The organism is Merdibacter massiliensis (assembly GCF_900155395.1).
GTDB classification, from domain to species: Bacteria; Bacillota_I; Bacilli_A; order Erysipelotrichales; family Erysipelotrichaceae; genus Merdibacter; species Merdibacter massiliensis.
The window spans coordinates 236,614-256,731 of sequence record NZ_LT699728.1 but is presented as its reverse complement, the minus strand read 5'-3'; the positions used below and the strand labels follow the sequence as shown (position 1 = coordinate 256,731).

Sequence of the window (20,118 nt, the reverse complement as noted above, 5' to 3'; positions counted from 1 at the left end):
CCACAGACGAAGGGAAAGGTGGAAAATTCCAACAAGTTTATCAGCTGGATATTTCCGTACAACGGCAAGCTGAAAACTGAAAATGATCTTATTGAACTGATCGAAGATACAGTAACGGCCGATGCCAACAGACAGATCAATACAGGAACAAACATGCCGCCATCGGTACTGTTTGAAAAAGAAAAAGAATATTTAAGACCACTTGCCAGCAAGGTACTCCTTGATTCATATCTGACCGAACATATAAAACAGACAGTACCTGATACTCTGCTGATCAGCTATCGTGGAAATAAATATTCTGTTGGCTCTGAATATATCAATAGAACCGTTGATATATATATCCTGTTTCCGAAGAACTGTATATCTACTGTAATTCTAAACTCATCGCCAAACATAATATAACACATAATAAGGTCAATTACGATACCGATCATTACTTAAGAGCACTATCTGACAATATTCGCGGAATCAGTGATGCGGATATCAGAAAAATGTCCGATGAAAATCTGAAAAGACTGAGCATACTGGGAAAAGGAGAAAAAATGACCAATGACAAACTATAACAAACTTATCAACAACCTGGAAGAACTCAAGCTGCTGTCAATAAAAAGCAATCTGTCAGTCTATACCGATATGGTTGCCAGCAAAGAAAAAAGCTTCATCGATGCGCTTTATGAACTGACCGAAAAAGAAAGAACAATGCGCAATGAAAGGCTCATGAACAACAGCGTCAAGACAGCCGGCTTTCCGTTTCTAAAAAGAATCAATGACTATGATTTTGCATTTCAGCCTTCTCTGGACAGGGAAGAAATTGACGATCTGGCTACCTTGAGATTCATCGAAAACAAAGAAAACATTCTGTTTGTAGGATCACCTGGGACTGGAAAGACTCATTTGGCAACCTCAATTGGGATTGAAGCGGCACTCAAAAGGTACAGTGTACATTTCATATCATGCCAGAACCTGATTTCCGATCTGATGGCTGCGGCAGAAGAGAACCGACTGGAAAAGAGACTGAAACTGTATATGAGATATAGGGTGCTGATCATTGATGAAATCGGATACCTTAATCTAGATGAAAAAGCAGCCAATCTTTTTTTCAGCTCATATCCAGAAGATACGAAAAAAGATCAACAATCATCACCACCAATAAAGCACTATCCAAATGGGCAGAAATATTCAATGATCCAGTGATAACAAATGCAATACTAGATCGTTTACTGCATCATAGTCACATCATCAATATTGTTGGCCCCTCTTACAGAGTCAAGGATATACTGTCCCAGCTAGAAGAGAAAGACTAGCAAAACTGGTGAAATTAAAAACAGCATTTTTAGTAAAATATAGATTGACAATATTAATTTTAATGGAGATAAGAAATACAAGTAAGTTTTCTCACAATTTTGATATCAGTGACAAGGCGATACGAAAATGGGCAAGGGTATATCAGTCATTAGGATCAGGTTATTTCAATATAAAACCACATAACGCAAAATATACGAAAAAATTTAAACAACAAGTGGTTGAAGCCTATTTAACAGAAGAATTTTCTCTTGTAGATATTGCCATTAGATATGAAATTCCTTCAGCTGATACTGTCCAAATTTGAATCAAGAAGTATAATAACCTCTAAGTACTTAAGAATTATGATCCTAAGCCGGAGGTTTTATATGAAAGAGTGTAGCAGAAAGACATCACAGGAAGAACGTATAAAATCGTAAATTATTGTTTGGAACATAATAGGAATTATAAGGAGAGTGCTGAACGATTTGATATCTATTACATACAAGTATATCGATGGGATAAAAAATATCTGGCATCTGGAAAGAAAGATCTCATTGATCGTCATAGACAGCATAAGAGCGAGGAACAATTAAGCGAAACAGAGAAACTACAGCGCAGGATAAAAATCTTTGAATGACAACTAAAAGAAAAGGAGATGGAGAATAGACTCTTAAAAAGTGCAGGAAAACGAAAGGAGATTATATTCTCCAAATCGAAAAACGAAACAAAATACGTAGCAATCAAAGAACTTCATGAAGAAGAGAAATATAGTATCAGCTGGATGAGTAAACAATAAGATCTTGGACGTTCATCATACTATAAATGGTTGAATCGACCTATTCCCGAATGAACAAGAAAATATGAAATGATCAGAAACCGTTATGATTATCATCAAAAATATGGCGAAATTTTAGGTTGTCATAGAATGCGTCTCTTTATTAATCGGAATAACAATAAACACTATAATACGAAACGCATTCATAGAATAATAAATATCTTAGGGATTCATTCTATGTTTAGAAGAACAAGAACCTGTTGTAATGTTACAAGCAAGATAGATTATAAAGTTGTAAATGTAGTTCATCGAGAATTTGAAGCGTTGAAGCCAAATGCAAAGAGGACAACAGATGTAATGGAGTTCAGAGTTCCTCGTTCAACAGAAAAAATATATATTAATGTATTTTTGATTTATACGAGCGTTCTATCATTATACGACCGATCAGTAACAAGAATGATAATGTGCTTGTATTGGATACCTTTCATCAAGCAATCAAGGATAATTCAAATACATATCCTCTATTCCACTCAGATCGGGGTTTTCAATATACAAGTTTAGTGTTTCTGAATAAGTTGAGGGAACAGGGGATGACACAATTGATGTCCAGAATAGCCTGTTGTTTAGATAATAATCCAACAGAAGGACTATGTGGAATCATCAAAACAAAGATGTATGAGATTCAAAATAATGAGGACTTGATCGAAGCAATCCACAAATATATCAAATTCTGTAATTATCAGTGCTACCAATCAAGATTTGGTTCGAGAACACTGATAAAGGTAAGAGAAAGAAGCTATCAATAAAGAAGATCCGAATCATTGTTCAATTGCCTTTATTCTGAGAAAAAAATATAGAATCTTTAAAAGTAAAAAACCAATCAGCATGATGTAATTGGGTAATACTTTTTATTTACTTAACGTGTCCATTTGACAGGAATCAGATCAATATACAGTCATGTTTTATTTTGGACTTTTTCCTGAATGATCGTATGAAAATCGTCGAGCATATCTGCTAAGGTGATGGATTCCATCGTTTGTTGAATGGCTTCTTCTATTTTTTGATATGGTTTCTGTAAGACAGATCGAATATTTTGGGCAACGGGACAAGCACGGTGCTCGCATGGATGAATGCCGATCAAAGAAGAAAGCCCGTGGGGCTCCAATGCGTCATAGATGGCATACAAAGTGATTTCTTTCGGATCTTTGCATAAACAGGCACCTCCGCTTCCACGTTTCACTTCGATCAATCCTGCTTTTTTCAAAGCACTCAAGGTATTGCGGATGATGACCGGGTTGCTGCCAGTGCTTTCCGCTAACAAGCTGCTTGTTACTTTTGCGATGCCTTTTGCCTCGTGAATGAAGATGAGACAATGCACAGCAATGGAACATTTCATACTTAGTTGCATGCGATCCTTCCTTTCTCATGTCGTTTAGATGTAAATGTTGACATTACATCATAACGGTGTTATATTGGTGTCAGATGTAATCTGATGATTTACATTTATTATAAGAAAGTATAGAAAAAAATGCAAGGAAGCAAGAAAGGGAGAATATCATTGAAAGTAATGCAGATCCAACGATACAGCAAGCAGATTGCACTAGAGGCAAGCGAGCGTGAGATGCCCAAACCGGGCAAGCGAGAGGTGTTGATCCAGGTACAGGCAGCAGCAGTGAATCCGCTCGATTTATTGATCCTTCATGGAGACATTCGTTTGTTCATTCTTACCGGATGCCTCTTGTCTTAGGCAATGAATGCAGCGGCATTATTCGAGAAGCAGGGGAAGATGTAACTTCCTTTCAGCCTGGGGATCACGTATATGCACGTCTTCCAATCCAGCAAATCGGAGCATTTGCCCAATTCGTTGCAGTGGACTCATCAGCAGTAGCAAAGATGCCAAAAGGATATCCATTTGCGATCGCCGCGGCGATACCGTTGGCAGCGTTGACTTCTTATCAGGCAATAATGGAAGGTCTGCAGGCAAAGAAGGGAGAAACGATCTTGGTTACGGGCGGTTCTGGCAGTTTGGGACAGATGCTGGTTCCCATTGCAAAAGCATTGGGCATGCATGTGATCGTGACGGGAAATGACCGGGCAAGGGATATCATCTGTTCATTAGGGGCAGATCGTTATCTGGATTATCGAAAAGAGAACTATTGGGAATGTATAGAACATGTAGATCATGTCATTGACACGTTAGGCGTCAAAGAGTTTGAAAAAGAGCTGTCGATCTTGAAGCCGGGCGGTACCTTGCTGAGCCTAAAGGGGATCCCTAATAAGGAATTTGCCCAAAGCATGCACTATCCTTGGTTTCAGCGCTGTTTATTTACGATAGCCGGAGCTAAATATGATCGCTTGGCTAAAAAGAAGGGCTGTCGGTATCGCTTTTTATTTGTCCGCAGCGATGGGGAACAATTAAGCACCCTCACAGAAATCATTGAAAAACAAAAGATCCAGCCGCAAATTGATGATCGTGTTTTTACGCTTGAGCAGGCACAAGAAGCATTAGCATATGCAGAAAATGGACATACCAATGGAAAAGTGATCTTAAAAGTAGAATAGGGGGAGTCAAGATGGTATATACATTTGTTTTTAGTCCATGCGGATCAACAAAAAAAGTAGCAGACGTCTTAGCAGAGGAATTTTCATCTGCTAAACAAGAGGTAGATCTGACAGATCCAAATAAAAATTTCGCATCTATTTCACTGCAGGCACAGGATCTGGCAATCGTTGCTGTTCCATCTTATGCAGGACGTGTGCCTGCTGTTGCCATTGAGCGTATCCAAAAAATCCAAGGAAATGGAGCTAAAGCAGTAGCTGTGGTCGTGTATGGCAATCGCGCATATGAAGATACACTGATGGAATTAAAGGATACTCTAAAAGAAGGCGGATTTCAGATCTTGGCGGCAGTCAGTGCAATTGCCCGTCATTCGATCGTTCATACAATAGCCGCAGATCGTCCAGATATGAATGATGCAGAAACATTAAAACGATTTGCACAGCAGATCCTTCAAAAGTATACAGAAGGTCAGATGTTGGAAGTGAAGGTCCCGGGAAATCATCCATATAAAAAAGCGGGAGGAACCCCAATGATTCCAAAACCGACAAAGGATTGCAATCAGTGCGGAGAATGTGCAAAGCTCTGCCCGGTGCAGGCCATTGATCCACACAATGTGAAAAAAGTAGATAAACAGCGCTGTATCTCCTGCATGCGCTGTGTGGAAATATGTCCGAAACATGCTCGCAAGATCAATGAGCTTTTGTATTTTGCAGCCGAAAAAATGTTAAGCAAAAGCTGTGCAGAACGAAAAGAGAATGAATTATTTATATAAAAAGACGTTTGCTTTTGAAGCGAACGTCTTTTCAGATGTCTTCTCTTTGATCGATATCCTGCAGCTCTTGTTGAATACAGGAAACACAAAGTACTTGATCGATATGCTGCAGGGCAATTTTTTTGGCTCCATGATCACCTGTTAATGTCTGCAGCTGAGGAAAGTAGCGTTTGGGAAAGAGCATCGGATTTTTTATTTCTTGGTCATATGCACTGATGATCTGTTGCGGATTTGCCAGTTGTACCATTTTTGCCAATGTTTGTTTGCGGATATGAGGCTGATCGGCTACCAGGAACAAGATGGCTTCGCTCTTTGTCAGGGCATGCATCCCGCAAAGGATGGAAGAGGAGATGCCGCGGGAGGGATCTTCATTATATACACATGAAAAATGATAAGTTTGGGCAAGCTGCATGACTTTTGGATATTGTGTGACAACGATGATGCGATGAAACAGTGCAGGATTGATCTGATCAAAAGTATGCTGGATCAAAGGCTTGCCTGCATAAGGATATAACAGTTTATTTCCTTGGAAACGGCGACTGTAGCCGGCAGCCAGGATCATTAGATCAATCTTCATCTTTTCTCAACAGCACTTTCTCTGCAGTGATCGGCAAGGTGCGGACCTGGAAACCTGTCGCATGGGCAACAGCGCTGGCAATTGCGGGAGACGGCGTGTTGATGACAACTTCACCGATCGATTTTGCGCCGAAGGGACCATTGTTTTCATAACTGCTTTCAAAGGCAACGCGAATGTTTCCTACATCCAGACGAGTAGGAATCTTATATTGCAGGAAAGAACGATTGCGCATCTTGCCGTCTTCGGCATAAGAAATATCCTCAAACAGTGCCATGCCGATTCCCTGGGCAATACCGCCTTCTGCCTGAATGCGAACGAGATTTGGGTTGATGATCGTACCGCAGTCTACGACGGCGACATAGTCATGGATCGAAATTTCACCTGTTAATTTATCTACATCGACTTCCGCAATACCGGCCATGAATGGCGGAGGGGAAGTCGGGGATACATGAGAAGCACTGGCAATCAATGCTTTCCCTTTTCCGCCGGCAAAGCAGCGGTTGGCAAATTCCCGCAGCAGCATTTCTTTTTGATCTTCGATTGCTTCGATCTTGTCTCCATCAAATGTGATGTGAGAAGGATCGACTTCCATCAGGATGCTGGCTTCTTCGATGATCTGTTTTCGCAAGATCTCACAGGCTTTTACCACTGCCATACCGGTTACATAAGTCGTAGCGCTGGCATAGGAACCTGTATCATAAGGAGAATAATCTGTATCAACACCTTGGGTCACTACTTGATCGACGCTGCAATCCAGACATTCGGCTGCCATCTGTGCCAAGATCGTATCACAGCCGGTTCCCATATCGGTTGCGCCGATCGATAGTGTATAAAAGCCGTCATCCTGCAGTTTGATCTCTACAGCAGCAAGATCGACATTGGCGATACCGGAACCTTGCATAGATAATGCGACGCCAAGCCCGCGCACTTTGTCTCCTAGATCTAAACAAAGCGGTTTATTTTGATAATCGATCATTTCCATGGCTTTGCGCAGACAGCGGTCCAGTGCGCAGCTGTTGAGATATTCGCCATAATACATATGTAAAGTTTCATTTTCTTTTACCATATTTTTAAAACGCAGTTCACAAGGATCCATATGCAGGGCATCCGCCAGTTCATTCACGATCGATTCAACGGCAAAAAGACCTTGTGTGGCTCCATAACCGCGATAAGCACCGGCAGTCATGGTATTGCTGTAAACAACATCGCTGGTAAAACGTGCGGCTTCTACATGGTTATATAATGGCAATGACTTGTGGCCGGAAAGACCGACAGTCGTTGAACCATGCTCTCCATAGGCCCCCGTATTCGACAATGTGTACAGATCGATTGCTTTGATGATGCCTTCTTTGCTGGCACCGATCTTTACCCGCATCTGCATTTCGTGCCTAGAATTGCTGGCAGTGAGCGTTTCTTCCCGGGTATAGACGATCTTGCTTGGCTTTTTTAGCTTCCATGTGACAAAACCGCTGAAGATCTCGGTACAGCCGGTTTGCTTGGCGCCAAACCCTCCGCCGATCCTTGGTTTGACGACCCGGATCTTGCTTTTGGGGATCTCCAGTGCATTGCTCAAGATACGCCGGATATGGAAAGGCACTTGTGTGGAACTGACACAGTTTAATCTTCCATAAGCATCGATATAGGCATAAGAACGCATGGTTTCCATCATTGCCTGTGCATTGGCTTTGGTATGATAGGTTCTTTCCAATACGACATCGCAAGCAGGGAATACGGCATCCACATCCTGATAATTGCTTTCATCATGTGCACACAGATTGCGCATGCGGTCATTGCCGATATCGCATAGCGTGCGATAGTCTTCTTCCGGATGGATGATGCTGGAAGAATCTAATGCATTGCGAAAATCTAAGACAGGCGGATATACTTCATATTGTACTTTGATCAGCTTCATAGCTTTTAATGCGGTTTCTTCATCAACCGCCACGACCAAGGCAACTTCGTCTCCTACATAGCGCACGATCTGATCTAAGATCTTTCGATCATAAGGAGAAGGTTCGGGATAGGTTTGGCCAGCCAAGGTGAAGCGGGAAGAAGGAACATCTTCATAAGTAAAGACAGCTTCCACTCCCGGAATCTTTTTTGCCATGGAGGTATCGATGGACAAAATCTTGGCAAACGCATGGGGCGAGTGCAGGATCTTGATGATCAGGCAATCTTTCATTGCCAGATCGTCTGTAAAAAGCGGCTTTCCGCTGAGCAATGCGTAGGCGTCCTTTTTTACGACAGCTTTATTGATCTGTTTCATGTGCGGCCTCCTTGTTTCGATGCAGATATTTTTGAATGGCCCGCATCTGTCCCATATAACCTGTGCAGCGGCACAGATTGCCTGCTAAATAAGAGCGGATCTCATCCATGGTAGGTGCTTGTAATTCTTGTTCCATGGCTAATACGTTCATGATCAGTCCCGGTGAACAAAAACCGCATTGCTCAGCCCCTTCATGAGCCATGAAATAAGCAAATGCTTCTGCCTGTTTTTGTACGCCTTCCAAGGTCGTGATGCTGTGACCATCACATTTCGCACATAACAGGGAACAGGATAATACCGGCTTTTGATCCATCCAGACCGTACAAAGCCCGCAGTTGCTTGTTTCGCAGCCGCGTTTGACGCTGTAACAGCCGTGAGCCCGTAAAAAGTCGATCAACAATACATCATTTGCAATTTCTTCCTGAATCCTTTTTCCATTAAGTGTGATCGTTATCTTCATGCGGTTTCCTCCAATTTTTTCAATGCTTTTCTGCATAAAGCTTCTACTAAAGCTTCTCTATATTCTTTGCTGGCACGCATATTTCCTTCACATGGGACTAGAGAACGCAGCTTTTTGGCAACGATCGTATCTTCTTCTACAGGCAACTGGATACAAATAGCTTTCTGCGGACGTCCTCCGACAGCAAATTGATACTGCTCCTTTTTCTTGACCACGCTCAAATTTAAAGTTGAAATGTCGGTTGCGCTTTTGCGCATGCAGACAAAACTGCGCGGCAGAGATTGTTTCGGTATGACGATATGGGTGAGGATATCGCGTTGATAAGGACTTTGAACAAACTCTTCCAACGGCATCTCTCCGCCTTTGTATAAAATGATTGTTGCATCACAGGCCAGAAGTGCACAAATGACATCAGAGAACCCGAAACGGGCATAAACGCTGCCGCCGACGGTAGCTAGATTGCGAAATTGGACACCGACGATATCTTTTACACTATCCCTGCATACATGATGCATCCATTGATTCAATGCCGGATGTGTTTCAAACATGCGTAATGTCACATTGGCACCGATTATAAAGCGATCATCGCTTTCTTCGATCTGGTCGGATACAAGGTGCTGCAGATCGATGGCAGTTGGGATGCTGCGATCTTCCATCTTTAACCACAGCATGCCTGCAATGATCTGGTTATTTCGATTTTTTTGCAACAGCTCATAAGCTTCTTGTAATGACTTTGGTTGCACAAATTGTTGGATATTGAGCATGATAACCTCCTAAAATAGTATTTCCCTTTGATAGGTTTTTTGATACAGATCACGCAATGCTTGCCGCATATCGGTTTCTTCTTTTTTTATATCGGCAAGAAGCTTTCCCTGGTGCATGAAAAGGATCTCATCTCCGTAAGCAAGCGCCAGGTTTGGATCATGTATGCTGATGACAACGCTGTGTCCTTGCTTTGTCAAGTTTCTGGTATGTTCCAAAAATGCATGCTGCTTGATGAAATCCAGATAAGTACAAGGTTCATCCATCAAGATGCAAGAGGCATCTTGAAGAAACGCCCGGCAAAGATAGACAAGCTGCAATTGACCGCCGCTGATCTGATCGATTCGCTGATCAAATACTTCTTCGATCTGAAATTGTTGCAGGATCTGTTTTGCTTTTGCATATTCAGGGGGACCAGGGATCTGCAAGAAATGAAGGAAACGATCCAAGCCGCTGACGATCACATCTTTGCATGTCATTTGATCGGCCATTTCCTTGATCTGCGGAATGTAAGAGAAGATAGCAGCCCGCTGTTTATAGGATAGTGTTTGTACATTGCTACCGTTGAATGTGACAGATCCTTTCGCAAGGGGATATTCCTGTAACAAGCCTTTGATCAAGGTCGTCTTGCCGCAGCCGTTTTCACCTAATAACATGAGGATCTTTCCTTGCGGAATCTGAAAAGAAACATCCTGTACGATCGTTTTATCACCCAATGTAATGCGGATATCATTTACTGTAATCATATGTTGATCTTTCCCTTGATAAATAAGAAAACCAAAAATGCTGCGCCAAACAAACTGGTAATGATGCTGATCGGAATTTCAATCGTGAACAGACAGCGTGCAAGCGTGTCCGCGATCAGCAGAAAGATGGCACCAACCAATAGATTATAAACATAACTTTGCATAAAATTCTGGTGAAAAGCAATACGGACCATATGCGGAACGAGCAGAGAAACCCAGCTGACAATCCCGGCAGAGGCAATGATGGCGCTGATCAGCAGCGAAGACAGGGTCAATACGCTGACAGTCAGGAAGACAGGTGCATTCCCCAACGTTTCTCCGTCTTTTCCAAAAGCCAGCAGCTGGATCTTCCAGCGCAGCCGGTATAAGATCCAAAGCAGGATAAGCGCACAAGGCGCTAACAATGCGACATTATTCCAGCTGATATTGGCAAAACCGCCCATCAGCCAGAATTCGATCGAACCAAGCTGCTGGTAAGGATCAGCGGTCAACTTGATCATCATCAAGGCTGAAGTTGCGATTGCCTGAATGATCAAACCGCTTACTACATAATTCAAGATACGGTTTCCATGCATTCGATGAGCAAGCAGCAGACAGCCAAAGATCGCACTCATTCCTCCAAGAAAAGCGGAGAACCAGGTTCCCCATGCATCTGCAAAACATAAGATGGCAATTGCAGCACCTAATGAACATCCGCTGCTGGCACCGATGATATCGCCGCTGGCAAGCGGATTTTTGAAGATCGTTTGAAAAATGGAACCGCATACGGATAAACCGGCACCGGCCAAGACCACAAACAAGATCCTCGGCAGGCGAATTTGAAATAAGATCTTGCCAAGGGGAGAACTGCTTCCATGCACGAAAGCGCTAGCTGCTTCCCAGGCACTAGCGCTGTATCTTCCACAAATCAGCGAGATCAGTAATAGGATCAGCAAACTGCCCGCCAATAGCAATTGCTTTTTCATGATGCAAAGGTCATGTCCGCATCAAAACCGTAATATGTTTGATAGAAGGCATTGGCTTCATTTGCGACATCTTCCATGGACAGCGCATCCGGATACAAGATGGCATACATCCACAACACACCTAAACAAGAAGACAGATTCGGTGTATCCCAAGTTTCATATTCACTAGGGAAGATATATACGTGATGATTCTTCACTGCAGAGATATCGCTGAGAGCACTGTTGTTGAGCACATCGTCTACGGAAATGCCGCCCTGTTCGATAAAGATATAGTCAGGATCCGCTTGTATCAATTCCTCAACATTGATCTTTTGCCAAGTGCTGACCCCTTTTAACTGCTCATTCAGCACATAACTTCCTTGGGCATCCTGAATCAGCTCATTTTGAAACATATCGCTGCCGCAGGCTTCTAAAATATCGCTTCCGGCAAAATAGACAGTTTTCTTTTCTTCTTGTTCTTTCACATATTTTTCAAACAGATCTTTTCGATAGGTGAAGTACTGTTCGCTGATATCCTCTTTTCCCATGATTCTTGCGATGATCTCAACTGCTTCATCATAGGTCTCTTCTGTTTCCGGGTTCAATAAAATCACTTTCATGTCCAGATCTTCCAGTTGTTCAACATAGTCTTTTAAACTGACCGGCAGGAAAACGACATCTGGATCTGCTGCGGCACACTCTTCTACATTAAAGCTTTTCTTATTGCCTAATGCAGGCAGTGTTAGTATTTGCTTAGCGGCAGCAGCGTAGATCTTTCGCGTGTCTGCTTTCATTTCTACACCGACCAAAGCATCTTCACATCCTAATCCGATCAAAGTTGTCGTCGCGATGTAATAGCCGCTGGCTGCAGTTTTGGCAGGTTCATCAAAAGTTACGCTTCTTCCTGCCTGATCTTCAATCGTAAAACTACCTGTGTTTTCTTGTGTGGCCGATCCGCAAGCCACAAGGGATAGGCACATGCAAAGTGCCAAAAAAAATTTCATCATCTTCTTCATTTTTTTCTTTCCTCTTCTATCTGTTTGTTGATCATTGCTTTGGCATCCATAAAGGATATCGTATCCAGATCGATCAAAAGGATATCCTTCCGCTGCCGTATCTGACATATATATTGTATATCGCATTTTCGTAAAACACCAATGATATTTGGGTTTTTATCAATGGTTTGTGTTAAGGATGAAAGATAGCTGTTTTCATCATGTTCAAGATAGCCGATTTCATCCATGACGATATAAGCATTCCCCTGACTGTTTGTTAAACACTCCACGCCCAGATGATCAAAGATGCCGGCGATGGTCCGGTTGCTGGTTGTTTCTTGAATCGAAAAGCGCTGATCATTTTGTTGTACAGGTATTAAAGAATGAAAATAGAAACCGATCCGGTTTCCATTTTCATATAAAGGAAGCGTCAAGAAGCCGCTCACTTGCAATTGCTGTTCTTGTATGATGGTCTGTACCAAAGTAGATTTACCGCTTCCCTTGGCTCCAGTGATGAATATTTTCATTATTCTTTCTCTTTGGGCAGGATCAGATTCAATACAGTAGCGATCACAAAGGTCATGATGATCCCGTTTTGGGCAAAGATATTGCCGACCCATTGCGGCATTTGGGCAAGCACGGTTGGTACATTGCCGATTCCTACTCCCAAACCGATTGCTAATGCAACGATCAATCCATCACGTTCTGTCAGCGGCTTTCTTGTCAATGATTGAATACCGCTGACCAAGATCATGGAAAACATGATGACTGCTGCCCCGCCTAAGACCGATTGCGGCATAACAGAGAACAGTGCACTTAATTTAGGACAGAAGCCGCAAAGGATCAAGAAGATCGCACCGGTAAAGATGACAAAACGGTTGACTACTTTTGTTACGGCAACCAGACCGACATTCTGCGAAAAGCTGGTATTCGGCAATACGCCAAACAAGGATCCCAATAAGCTTCCTAATCCATCCGCCATGACGCCGCCTTGTAATTCGCTGTCACTTGCTTCCCGGTCCAGTCCGCCGTTGGCAACGCCGCTGACATCGCCGATCGTTTCTACGGTTGTCGCAATAAACATGATGCCCATGGCGATGATTGCCTGTAAATTAAATTCAAAAGCAACCGGCATGAAGACAGGCAAAGAGAACCAGGCTGCCTGTTGTACTTGGGTAAAATCGACCATTCCTAACAGGATTGCCAAAAGATAACCGGCAACGATGCCGATCAGGATGGAAGCATTGCTGATAAATCCTTTGAATTGTTTTGCAATCAGGATGACCAAGATGACAAAGCTGCCCACCATCAAATGGTTAGGAGAACCAAAATCAGCTGCTCCAGATCCGCCGCCGAAATAATTGATCCCTACCGGCAGCAAAGACAGACCGATGGAAATGATCACCAAGCTGGTTACGACAGGCGGAAATAATTTACGAAGCGGTTTGATAAAATAACCAAGCACCATCTCGAAGATTCCGCCGATGAAGCTCGCACCCATCAAGGCACCATAACCAAACAACGCGCCCATGGCTTTTGCTGTACCGATAAAACCCGAACTGGTTCCCATGACGATCGGTAATCCGCTGCCGATCTTCCAAAACGGATACAATTGAATCAACGTAGCCACACCAGCAACAAACATCGCATTCTGGATCAAGACGGTTTTTAATCCTGTTTCCATTGCCAACATTCCGCATACGATCAATAATGGTGAAATGTTGCCTAAGAACATGGCCAAAATGTGCTGAATTCCAAGCGGCAGCGCCTTGCGCAGAGGCACTCTGCCGTCTAATTCATAAATAGAAGCTTCTGTTTCCAATTCTTTCTTTTCTTTTTTCATCACGACATCCCTTTCAAATAAAAAATTCTCGACCCCGCCGAGAATCAACAATGCATAATAAAAAATACTGTTGATTCATAGTCTCAATTTTACGGTCTGAGGTAGAAACGTCTGCACCATATCTGCAGACATATATGAAACACCTTACCATATTAGCATATTCAATGAATAAGTAAAATCATTTTCATCAGAAATTGCTACATTTTATCGTTTCCTGTCCCTTTTTTATCTATTTGATATACAATAATATCAGAGTTGAACAAAAAAAATAAAAATTTTTTAAAACTTTTAAAACCTTTTCTTTCTTTTCCCTGTCTAAGTAGTGAAAAGAGAGGAGAGTGAGCATGATGAGAAAGAACTTTAATAGGAATCGGGAAGGTGATATCAATGGAGCTGGCAGAGGCGGTCGCATTAGCAAAGCAGGGGAAAGAAGAAGGATATGTTTTCCTTTACGAAAATACTTATAAAAGCAAATATTATCTTGCTCTTCAATATATGAGAGAGGAAGAAACAGCAAAGGATGTCATACAGGAAGCATATGTCCGTGCATTTGCTAAAATATCCACATTGGAAAAACCAGAAGCGTTTTCTTCCTGGCTTGGCATGATCGTGGCAAATACAGCAAAAAACCATTTGGCCAAACAGAATCCATCCGTTCTATTTTCTGATCTTGCAAAGGAAAAAGATGAGGAATGTCCTTTGCAGCTGGAAGATGAACGCAGGGATCATCAGCCGCAGTTAGCTTTTTCACAAAAGGAAACAAACGAATTGCTGCGGGCATTGATCGATACGCTATCAGAAGAACAGCGAATGTGCATCTTACTATATTATATAGAAGAAGCTTCGATCAAAGAGATCGCACAGACGCTGGAATGCTCTGAAAATACAGTGAAATCCAGATTGCGTTATGGCAAAGAAAAATTAAAAGAAAAAGTGGAGGCATTACAAAAAAAGGGTTATACATTCTATGGAATGGCGCCTATTCCGCTGCTGTTGTCGTTGTTCCATACGCAGGAAGCCAATTTTATACAAAGCAGGCAATGTCTGCTGGCTGGAAAAGAAATCGGACAGGCAATCTTACAGGGCATGCATAAAACGGCTGCTGCCGGAAAAACAGCAGCTGCCGGCAAAGCACTGGTAAAAAGCGGTTTCCTCCATACGACGGCCGCTAAAGCGACTGCAGTCATTGTCAGTCTGGCTGTGGCAGGAGGCGCAACGTATGGTGCTGTAAAAATGTGGATGGATCCGGCTCCGGCAGAAAGAAAACAGCAAGAAACGGTGCAAGAGGTACAAGATGCACAATATCCTTCTTTGATCGAAGGACAATTGACCAAAGACGAATTCACATTTGTCCTTGCCTATGGACCGCAAGAAATGCAAGAAGAGGGCCTTACACAGGAAGAGAGGATCCAGACATTATTTACGCTTTGCAATAATGCGGATGGCCATATCCGGGAAATGGGCACAGACAGCAGTGGACGAAAGGAGTATGCATTGCAAGATGTCAATCGCTATTTCTCCTCTTTCACAGACCAGTTATTTTCCAAAGATACATCGGAAGAAGGAGCTGTGATCCGTGAGGATACGATTGCACTGTATCCGGCTTCTACTTATCAGGTGCAGGCAGAGATTCAATCTGCTATGATCCGGGAGGGTCAAATGGAGGTCGTTTACTCATATCAGTACACCAGCAATGATGGCAGAACACAATATACCGTCAACAAAAAAGCAACATTGCTTCCGGATGATGAGGGCTATTATCGCATTCAAACGATTGAGAATGTCGAGGAACCGGAAGAACAAACACAGTCCGGCTCGATTCCTTCTTCCATGGCGAAGGAATACAGCTATGTAGCGCCTGCCGGCGGTGCAAGAAGCACTATGCAGATCGACACTTCCGGTGAAGTACGCATGATCGAAGGCATGTCAACTTCTCCAGAGACAACGACAAAACTGTATCAAATGCAGGAAGACACGACGATCACGGCACCGCAAGGGGCAACGGCTTACCTGTTGCGTGCAGAAGATGAAAGCCTGACTCGATGCTTCTTCTACTATCCGCAGCAGGATATATTTAAAGAACCGCTGGACTTCGATCCAACGACCAATACATACACGACCCTGCCAGAAGATGGATTTGAATGGATCGCAACCAATGAAAACTAGGAGGACAAGAAAATGAAAACAAGCAAAATGAAAATGATCACTATGGGAATGGCCATGTTGATGGCATTTTCCTTGACAGGATGCGGCAGCAGTGACACAAGCACTGTACAGGAAGATACACAAAAAGAAGAAACACAAGAACAAAACGAACCAGTGACAGAAACTTCACTGATGGAAAAGTTATCCTTAAAGGATGTTGCTTATGACGTTGATACGGCGACCATCACGGGAACGATCGTAAACGATAATGATACGCATATCAACTACGTGATATTAGGCGGAACCGTAGCCTATGCCGGAGATGAGATCGAAAGCGGAGAATGCAGTATTGACGGAAGCACTCCGCAAGACATCAACTTTATCTCAGATTCAGGAAATGCACAAGAAGTTCCTGATATCGATGCAAACAGTGAAAAACAATTTACTTTGACCCTGTCCGAAAATGGAAATTTCGGAGCTCTTCGACCAGATCCAGCTTTGATTTCACAACCGCAGCTGAAGTTTATCGATGCTTTCAGTGATGAACTGGCCGCAAACCCTGATCGAGGATTCGGCAGCATGTATGTGATGCCAAAAGATTATGAGGTCAACTTCAATTATGATGCAGAGCAGGGAAGCTTAACGATCCAGCTGAGCAATAACAGTGATTATGTCTGGACGGATCCTGCCGTATGGGTACGATACACATACGATGGCAGCGAGCAGAAAGTTGAGGAAATCTATTTTGATGAAGTCGATAAAGGTTCTTCGACAGAGACTGTTGCATCCAGACTTTACAAAGGATCAGATTTTAATGTGAAATGCGTATATACTCGTGTAGAAGCAAATGAATAAACCTTGCGGCATTCATAAATAAGGAAAGGATTTTATGAAGATAAGGAAAAAACAGCTGGCCGTTGCAACTGTCTTGGTGTTGCTGGTGTCAGGATCCTGCCTTCTGGCACAAGGGAAGAGTGAACCTGCTGTTCAACCCAAAACAGTGGTCAAAGAGACAGCGGATGATGCTTATCCCACGCTGACACAAGAAGATCTGGATCTGCTTTCAAAAGAGAACATCTTGAGCGGGATAAAGGATCGGGAAGTGAAACAGGGAGAAGACATCAATTTATCGAAAGATGTCCAATATGATGCGAACATCGTCCAAGATCTGCAGGTACAGGGGAATGTCGATACCAGTCAAGCAGGTACGTATGATGCTGGCTATCTCATTACGATCAACGTACCGGCATTGCAAGAAAAACTGCAAGAACAAAAAGTTTCGTTCGATCTGAGCGGCACTACTTGCAAAGTGCAGGCCGATATCAAGGTCAATGTAACACAAGAGGACAAGAAAAATACTTCTGCAGTTAAAAAGGACAAGGAGACAACAAACACGCAGTCCAAGACTTCAGCTGCTTCCTCCAATAATACGGCCGGCACGCAAAGCAAGACATCTTCCTCATCCGGCAAAGGAACCATTTCTTCTTCCCACGTCCATGATTACCAGCCTCATTACGCCAAACGGTGGGTATCGAATATCGTGAGCGTTGATGATTATGAAACACAAACGATCTACGGGGCTCAGTTCTATACATTAGGAGGTTATGATGCGTCCGGACAGCCGATCTACTATAGCAATGGACCAGTCTACTGGTTTGAAGACGGGTTCACGATGGATGATCTAAAAGCAATCATTTATACCGGTTTGGCCAATATGGATGAAAATGGGCTCTACCAAGGTGTCTATTACGGCAATTATGTCAACCGCACCAAAACCGAAAAAAAGAAAGTAGGCTCGCATACAGAAGATCATGGTCATTATGAAACATACATCGATTGTTGGCAATGTGCCTGTGGAGCAAAAAAATCAGCCTGAATAAGAAGAAAAAAGCGAACATAAGAATGTTCGTTTTTTTATATATATAAAATATATGCAATTTGCAGATCATTTTAAAAACAGGTCGGGTAAAGTGATGTGAACAGAGGTGTCCATTGTAAAAAATATGTAAAATAGCAATTAAAAAATAACATGATATTAATCAATTATGTAATATTTTTTTAAAAATAATATAATCAATTAAAATGTTTAGCTTTTGATAGTAGGCAAAAAAGAGCATAAAAAAAGCTTTTTCTTGTCTAAAAAAGCAAAATGTTCACGAAAAAAGCGGTGGATGTTTCTTGCAATTATCACTTTACAGGTATAAAATTATTATTAGAAAAACTATCAAAATGTAAAGCTTTTGATAGGAAAGAGCACGTAAAGGAGAGTGTAAGTATGAAATCAGTGCTGAAAAAATTTCTGGCGTTTGTTGTAAGCGTTGGTATGCTCTTTGCATTATCGCCGTCTGCTGCACACGCAGAGAATACAGGGGAATCGTCTACAGATTGGGAAATCTCAAAATCAAAAACAGCAACCAATTTGGATGCTGACTACACATCCGAAGTGACATTGTCTTTGCCTTCTGCTCAGGAAGAATTAGTAAGCGATGTCGTATTTGTACTGGATAAATCTTCTAGTGCAAGGGTCGAAAATCAGATCTTAGAAATGCTGTAAGAATTGAATACGCAGATTCAATCAACAGATGCAACAGTCAAGGTCGGTATCGTTATTTTCAATAAGCAAGCCAACCGCGTCTTGGAATTGACCGAATTAAATGACGAGAACATGGCGGCTATTGAAACTGCTATCAAAACAGAAATCAGCAGCGGTACAAATACGCATGCTGGTCTGTTAGCAGGCAAGGCAATGCTGGATGAAGATCAGAGCGTGGAAGCAAGTCGCAAATATCTCATTTTTGCCAGTGATGGAAATACCTATATGTATGGAGCACAGCCAACAGTTACGGCTTATTACTGGATGAGTGATGGATCGCCTTATTTCTCCTTTGATAACTATGCATGGAGCTTTAAATATGGAAGCGATGATGCGCCAGCTGACTGGAATGCATGGATGAGCAATGTCCAAACCGCTATTGAAAACAGCAATGCGATCGAAATTCCATATGAAGGAGAAGCAAGAGATATCTTAAATGGGTATCGAGCTTCTAAAGAAGAAATTCCAGAAAATTTAGCTACAGCTGCTGACGGCTTACAGCAGAATGTATATGCAACGAATGTCGACCGTGCTTTGTATTACACCTACCAGGTATATAACGAAGCCAAAAATGAAGGTTACCACTGCTATGCGGTAAATTCAAAAGACACAGTCTCTTCGGCTGCGTGGGCTAAAGGCTTTATGGATTACTTGAATGGCGGAAATGAGGAAGTTTCCTTCAGTGAAATTCAAAAAGATATCTATTATCTCTTAGATGCCGGTTCTACGGTAACCGATTATATGGGATATGCAGAAGGGGAATATGATTTTGATTTTGTCAATGATCCATCTACACTGCGCTTGATGGTGGGAGATGAAGTATATGAAGCTGTAGAAATAGCTGAAAATACCTATGGATTCAAACCATCTGTTGTTGCCAAATCCACAGCGGATTATGCGTATGTAGTGGAATATGTACCTGGTGAAGGAGGACAAGAACACTTCGTATGGCACATTAATGAAGCTGTATCGAATTTTGCGCCGGTTCAATTGACTTATAAGGTCGTATTGACAAATCCATCCACACAGCCAGGCACTTATGGTAGCTATGATGCAGACGGCAGCAAAGGCATGGATGGTTTATATACAAATTTATCAGCCGTTTTAACACCGGTAGATACCAATGGCAATATGGGAAAAGAAGAAGCATTTGCCAGACCTACTGTTTCTTATACAGTAGAAAGTCCTGTTCAACCAAGTGATGATCCAACAGAAACTCCACAAGAACCAGCAACACCAAGTGACGAAAAACCTGTGGCAGAGACAACTCCAGACACAGATACAGCCAATAATCTTGCATTATGGTTCGTATTGTTTACTTCTTGTGCTGCTTTGAGCGCTGCTTTGTATATGAAACGCCGAATGAGCAAGTAAAAGAAATTCTTTTGTGAAAGAT

At 42.4% G+C, this 20,118-nt stretch carries 23 protein-coding genes and 1 riboswitch; of the genes, 13 read left to right on the top strand and 10 right to left on the bottom strand.

All coding sequences use genetic code 11. From position 1 onward, the window contains the following. Positions 1 to 18: 18 nt before the first annotated feature. The 5 genes from BQ9859_RS11365 (at position 19) to BQ9859_RS12875 (ending at position 2,865) form a co-directional block, all read left to right on the top strand. Positions 19 to 402 carry a hypothetical protein gene (locus BQ9859_RS11365; protein WP_075878272.1) on the top strand — a complete coding sequence of 128 codons (384 nt, stop codon included), beginning with the start codon at positions 19 to 21 and terminating at the stop codon, positions 400 to 402. 147 nt (positions 403 to 549) lie between these two features. Continuing rightward, a complete protein-coding gene (locus tag BQ9859_RS11360; RefSeq protein WP_328585274.1) occupies positions 550 to 1,194 on the top strand; it encodes an ATP-binding protein in 645 nt (214 codons plus the stop codon). Positions 1,195 to 1,312: 118 nt separating this feature from the next. Beyond that, on the top strand, positions 1,313 to 1,609 hold the full coding sequence (locus BQ9859_RS11355; RefSeq protein WP_075878271.1) for a hypothetical protein: 297 nt from the start codon (positions 1,313 to 1,315) through the stop codon (positions 1,607 to 1,609). Positions 1,610 to 1,693: 84 nt separating this feature from the next. Then, complete coding sequence (locus BQ9859_RS12930) at positions 1,694 to 1,921, top strand: helix-turn-helix domain-containing protein (protein WP_083662889.1); 228 nt, start codon at positions 1,694 to 1,696, stop codon at positions 1,919 to 1,921. A gap of 542 nt (positions 1,922 to 2,463) precedes the next feature. Next, the gene (locus BQ9859_RS12875; protein ID WP_083662888.1) at positions 2,464 to 2,865 is read left to right on the top strand and encodes a DDE-type integrase/transposase/recombinase; all 402 of its coding nucleotides are present in this window, start codon (positions 2,464 to 2,466) and stop codon (positions 2,863 to 2,865) included. A gap of 149 nt (positions 2,866 to 3,014) precedes the next feature. On the opposite strand, the gene BQ9859_RS11340 is transcribed toward BQ9859_RS12875, so the two are convergent. Further along, positions 3,015 to 3,467 (bottom strand): Rrf2 family transcriptional regulator, encoded by a 453-nt coding sequence (locus BQ9859_RS11340; RefSeq protein WP_075878269.1) that lies wholly within the window; start codon positions 3,465 to 3,467, stop codon positions 3,015 to 3,017. Positions 3,468 to 3,617: 150 nt separating this feature from the next. Here BQ9859_RS11340 and BQ9859_RS12670 point away from each other — a divergent pair, with 150 nt between their 5' ends. From BQ9859_RS12670 to BQ9859_RS11330, 3 genes are read left to right on the top strand one after another with little or no spacing between them, the layout of a single operon-like run. Beyond that, on the top strand, positions 3,618 to 3,806 hold the full coding sequence (locus BQ9859_RS12670) for a zinc-binding alcohol dehydrogenase family protein (protein ID WP_202613492.1): 189 nt from the start codon (positions 3,618 to 3,620) through the stop codon (positions 3,804 to 3,806). Further along, a complete protein-coding gene (locus tag BQ9859_RS11335) occupies positions 3,791 to 4,621 on the top strand; it encodes an NADP-dependent oxidoreductase (protein WP_202613501.1) in 831 nt (276 codons plus the stop codon). The genes BQ9859_RS12670 and BQ9859_RS11335 overlap by 16 nt, the downstream gene beginning before the upstream one ends. A gap of 11 nt (positions 4,622 to 4,632) precedes the next feature. After that, complete coding sequence (locus BQ9859_RS11330; protein WP_075878268.1) at positions 4,633 to 5,391, top strand: 4Fe-4S binding protein; 759 nt, start codon at positions 4,633 to 4,635, stop codon at positions 5,389 to 5,391. Positions 5,392 to 5,422: 31 nt separating this feature from the next. Here the strand turns inward: BQ9859_RS11330 and BQ9859_RS11325 are convergent, their stop codons facing one another. From BQ9859_RS11325 to BQ9859_RS11285, 9 genes are read right to left on the bottom strand one after another with little or no spacing between them, the layout of a single operon-like run. After that, entirely contained in the window at positions 5,423 to 5,968 is a 546-nt protein-coding gene (locus BQ9859_RS11325) for a nucleotidyltransferase family protein (RefSeq protein WP_075878267.1), read from the bottom strand. Continuing rightward, positions 5,958 to 8,234 carry a xanthine dehydrogenase family protein molybdopterin-binding subunit gene (locus tag BQ9859_RS11320; RefSeq protein WP_075878266.1) on the bottom strand — a complete coding sequence of 759 codons (2,277 nt, stop codon included), beginning with the start codon at positions 8,232 to 8,234 and terminating at the stop codon, positions 5,958 to 5,960. Before BQ9859_RS11320 ends, BQ9859_RS11325 begins: the two co-directional genes overlap by 11 nt. Further along, positions 8,218 to 8,694, bottom strand: a complete 477-nt coding sequence (locus BQ9859_RS11315; RefSeq protein ID WP_075878265.1) for a (2Fe-2S)-binding protein — start codon at positions 8,692 to 8,694, stop codon at positions 8,218 to 8,220. Before BQ9859_RS11315 ends, BQ9859_RS11320 begins: the two co-directional genes overlap by 17 nt. Beyond that, positions 8,691 to 9,458, bottom strand: coding sequence for an FAD binding domain-containing protein (locus BQ9859_RS11310; protein WP_075878264.1), 768 nt, complete (start codon positions 9,456 to 9,458; stop codon positions 8,691 to 8,693). The genes BQ9859_RS11315 and BQ9859_RS11310 overlap by 4 nt, the downstream gene beginning before the upstream one ends. Before the next feature lie 9 nt (positions 9,459 to 9,467). Then, positions 9,468 to 10,202: an ABC transporter ATP-binding protein gene (locus BQ9859_RS11305; RefSeq protein WP_075878263.1), complete on the bottom strand. Its 735-nt coding sequence runs from the start codon at positions 10,200 to 10,202 to the stop codon at positions 9,468 to 9,470. Next, the gene (locus tag BQ9859_RS11300; protein ID WP_075878262.1) at positions 10,199 to 11,167 is read right to left on the bottom strand and encodes a FecCD family ABC transporter permease; all 969 of its coding nucleotides are present in this window, start codon (positions 11,165 to 11,167) and stop codon (positions 10,199 to 10,201) included. Before BQ9859_RS11300 ends, BQ9859_RS11305 begins: the two co-directional genes overlap by 4 nt. Next, positions 11,164 to 12,162, bottom strand: a complete 999-nt coding sequence (locus BQ9859_RS11295; RefSeq protein ID WP_075878261.1) for an ABC transporter substrate-binding protein — start codon at positions 12,160 to 12,162, stop codon at positions 11,164 to 11,166. The genes BQ9859_RS11300 and BQ9859_RS11295 overlap by 4 nt, the downstream gene beginning before the upstream one ends. Beyond that, positions 12,159 to 12,668, bottom strand: coding sequence for a nucleoside-triphosphatase (locus BQ9859_RS11290; protein WP_075878260.1), 510 nt, complete (start codon positions 12,666 to 12,668; stop codon positions 12,159 to 12,161). The genes BQ9859_RS11295 and BQ9859_RS11290 overlap by 4 nt, the downstream gene beginning before the upstream one ends. Further along, complete coding sequence (locus tag BQ9859_RS11285) at positions 12,668 to 13,984, bottom strand: uracil-xanthine permease family protein (protein WP_075878259.1); 1,317 nt, start codon at positions 13,982 to 13,984, stop codon at positions 12,668 to 12,670. The genes BQ9859_RS11290 and BQ9859_RS11285 overlap by 1 nt, the downstream gene beginning before the upstream one ends. A 58-nt stretch (positions 13,985 to 14,042) precedes the next feature. Continuing rightward, positions 14,043 to 14,142, bottom strand: a riboswitch (purine riboswitch). A 229-nt stretch (positions 14,143 to 14,371) separates the two neighbouring features. Between BQ9859_RS11285 and BQ9859_RS11280 the strand changes: the two genes are divergently transcribed. From BQ9859_RS11280 to BQ9859_RS11260, 5 genes are all read left to right on the top strand, one after another. Next, positions 14,372 to 16,150 carry an RNA polymerase sigma factor gene (locus BQ9859_RS11280; RefSeq protein WP_075878258.1) on the top strand — a complete coding sequence of 593 codons (1,779 nt, stop codon included), beginning with the start codon at positions 14,372 to 14,374 and terminating at the stop codon, positions 16,148 to 16,150. A 12-nt stretch (positions 16,151 to 16,162) separates the two neighbouring features. After that, positions 16,163 to 16,984, top strand: coding sequence for a hypothetical protein (locus BQ9859_RS11275; RefSeq protein WP_075878257.1), 822 nt, complete (start codon positions 16,163 to 16,165; stop codon positions 16,982 to 16,984). Positions 16,985 to 17,018: 34 nt separating this feature from the next. After that, positions 17,019 to 18,005 (top strand): hypothetical protein, encoded by a 987-nt coding sequence (locus tag BQ9859_RS11270; protein ID WP_075878256.1) that lies wholly within the window; start codon positions 17,019 to 17,021, stop codon positions 18,003 to 18,005. A 399-nt stretch (positions 18,006 to 18,404) separates the two neighbouring features. Continuing rightward, positions 18,405 to 18,683, top strand: coding sequence for a hypothetical protein (locus BQ9859_RS11265; protein ID WP_075878255.1), 279 nt, complete (start codon positions 18,405 to 18,407; stop codon positions 18,681 to 18,683). Between the two features lie 3 nt (positions 18,684 to 18,686). Continuing rightward, positions 18,687 to 20,096: a vWA domain-containing protein gene (locus BQ9859_RS11260; protein ID WP_075878254.1), complete on the top strand. Its 1,410-nt coding sequence runs from the start codon at positions 18,687 to 18,689 to the stop codon at positions 20,094 to 20,096. Positions 20,097 to 20,118 lie beyond the last annotated feature (22 nt).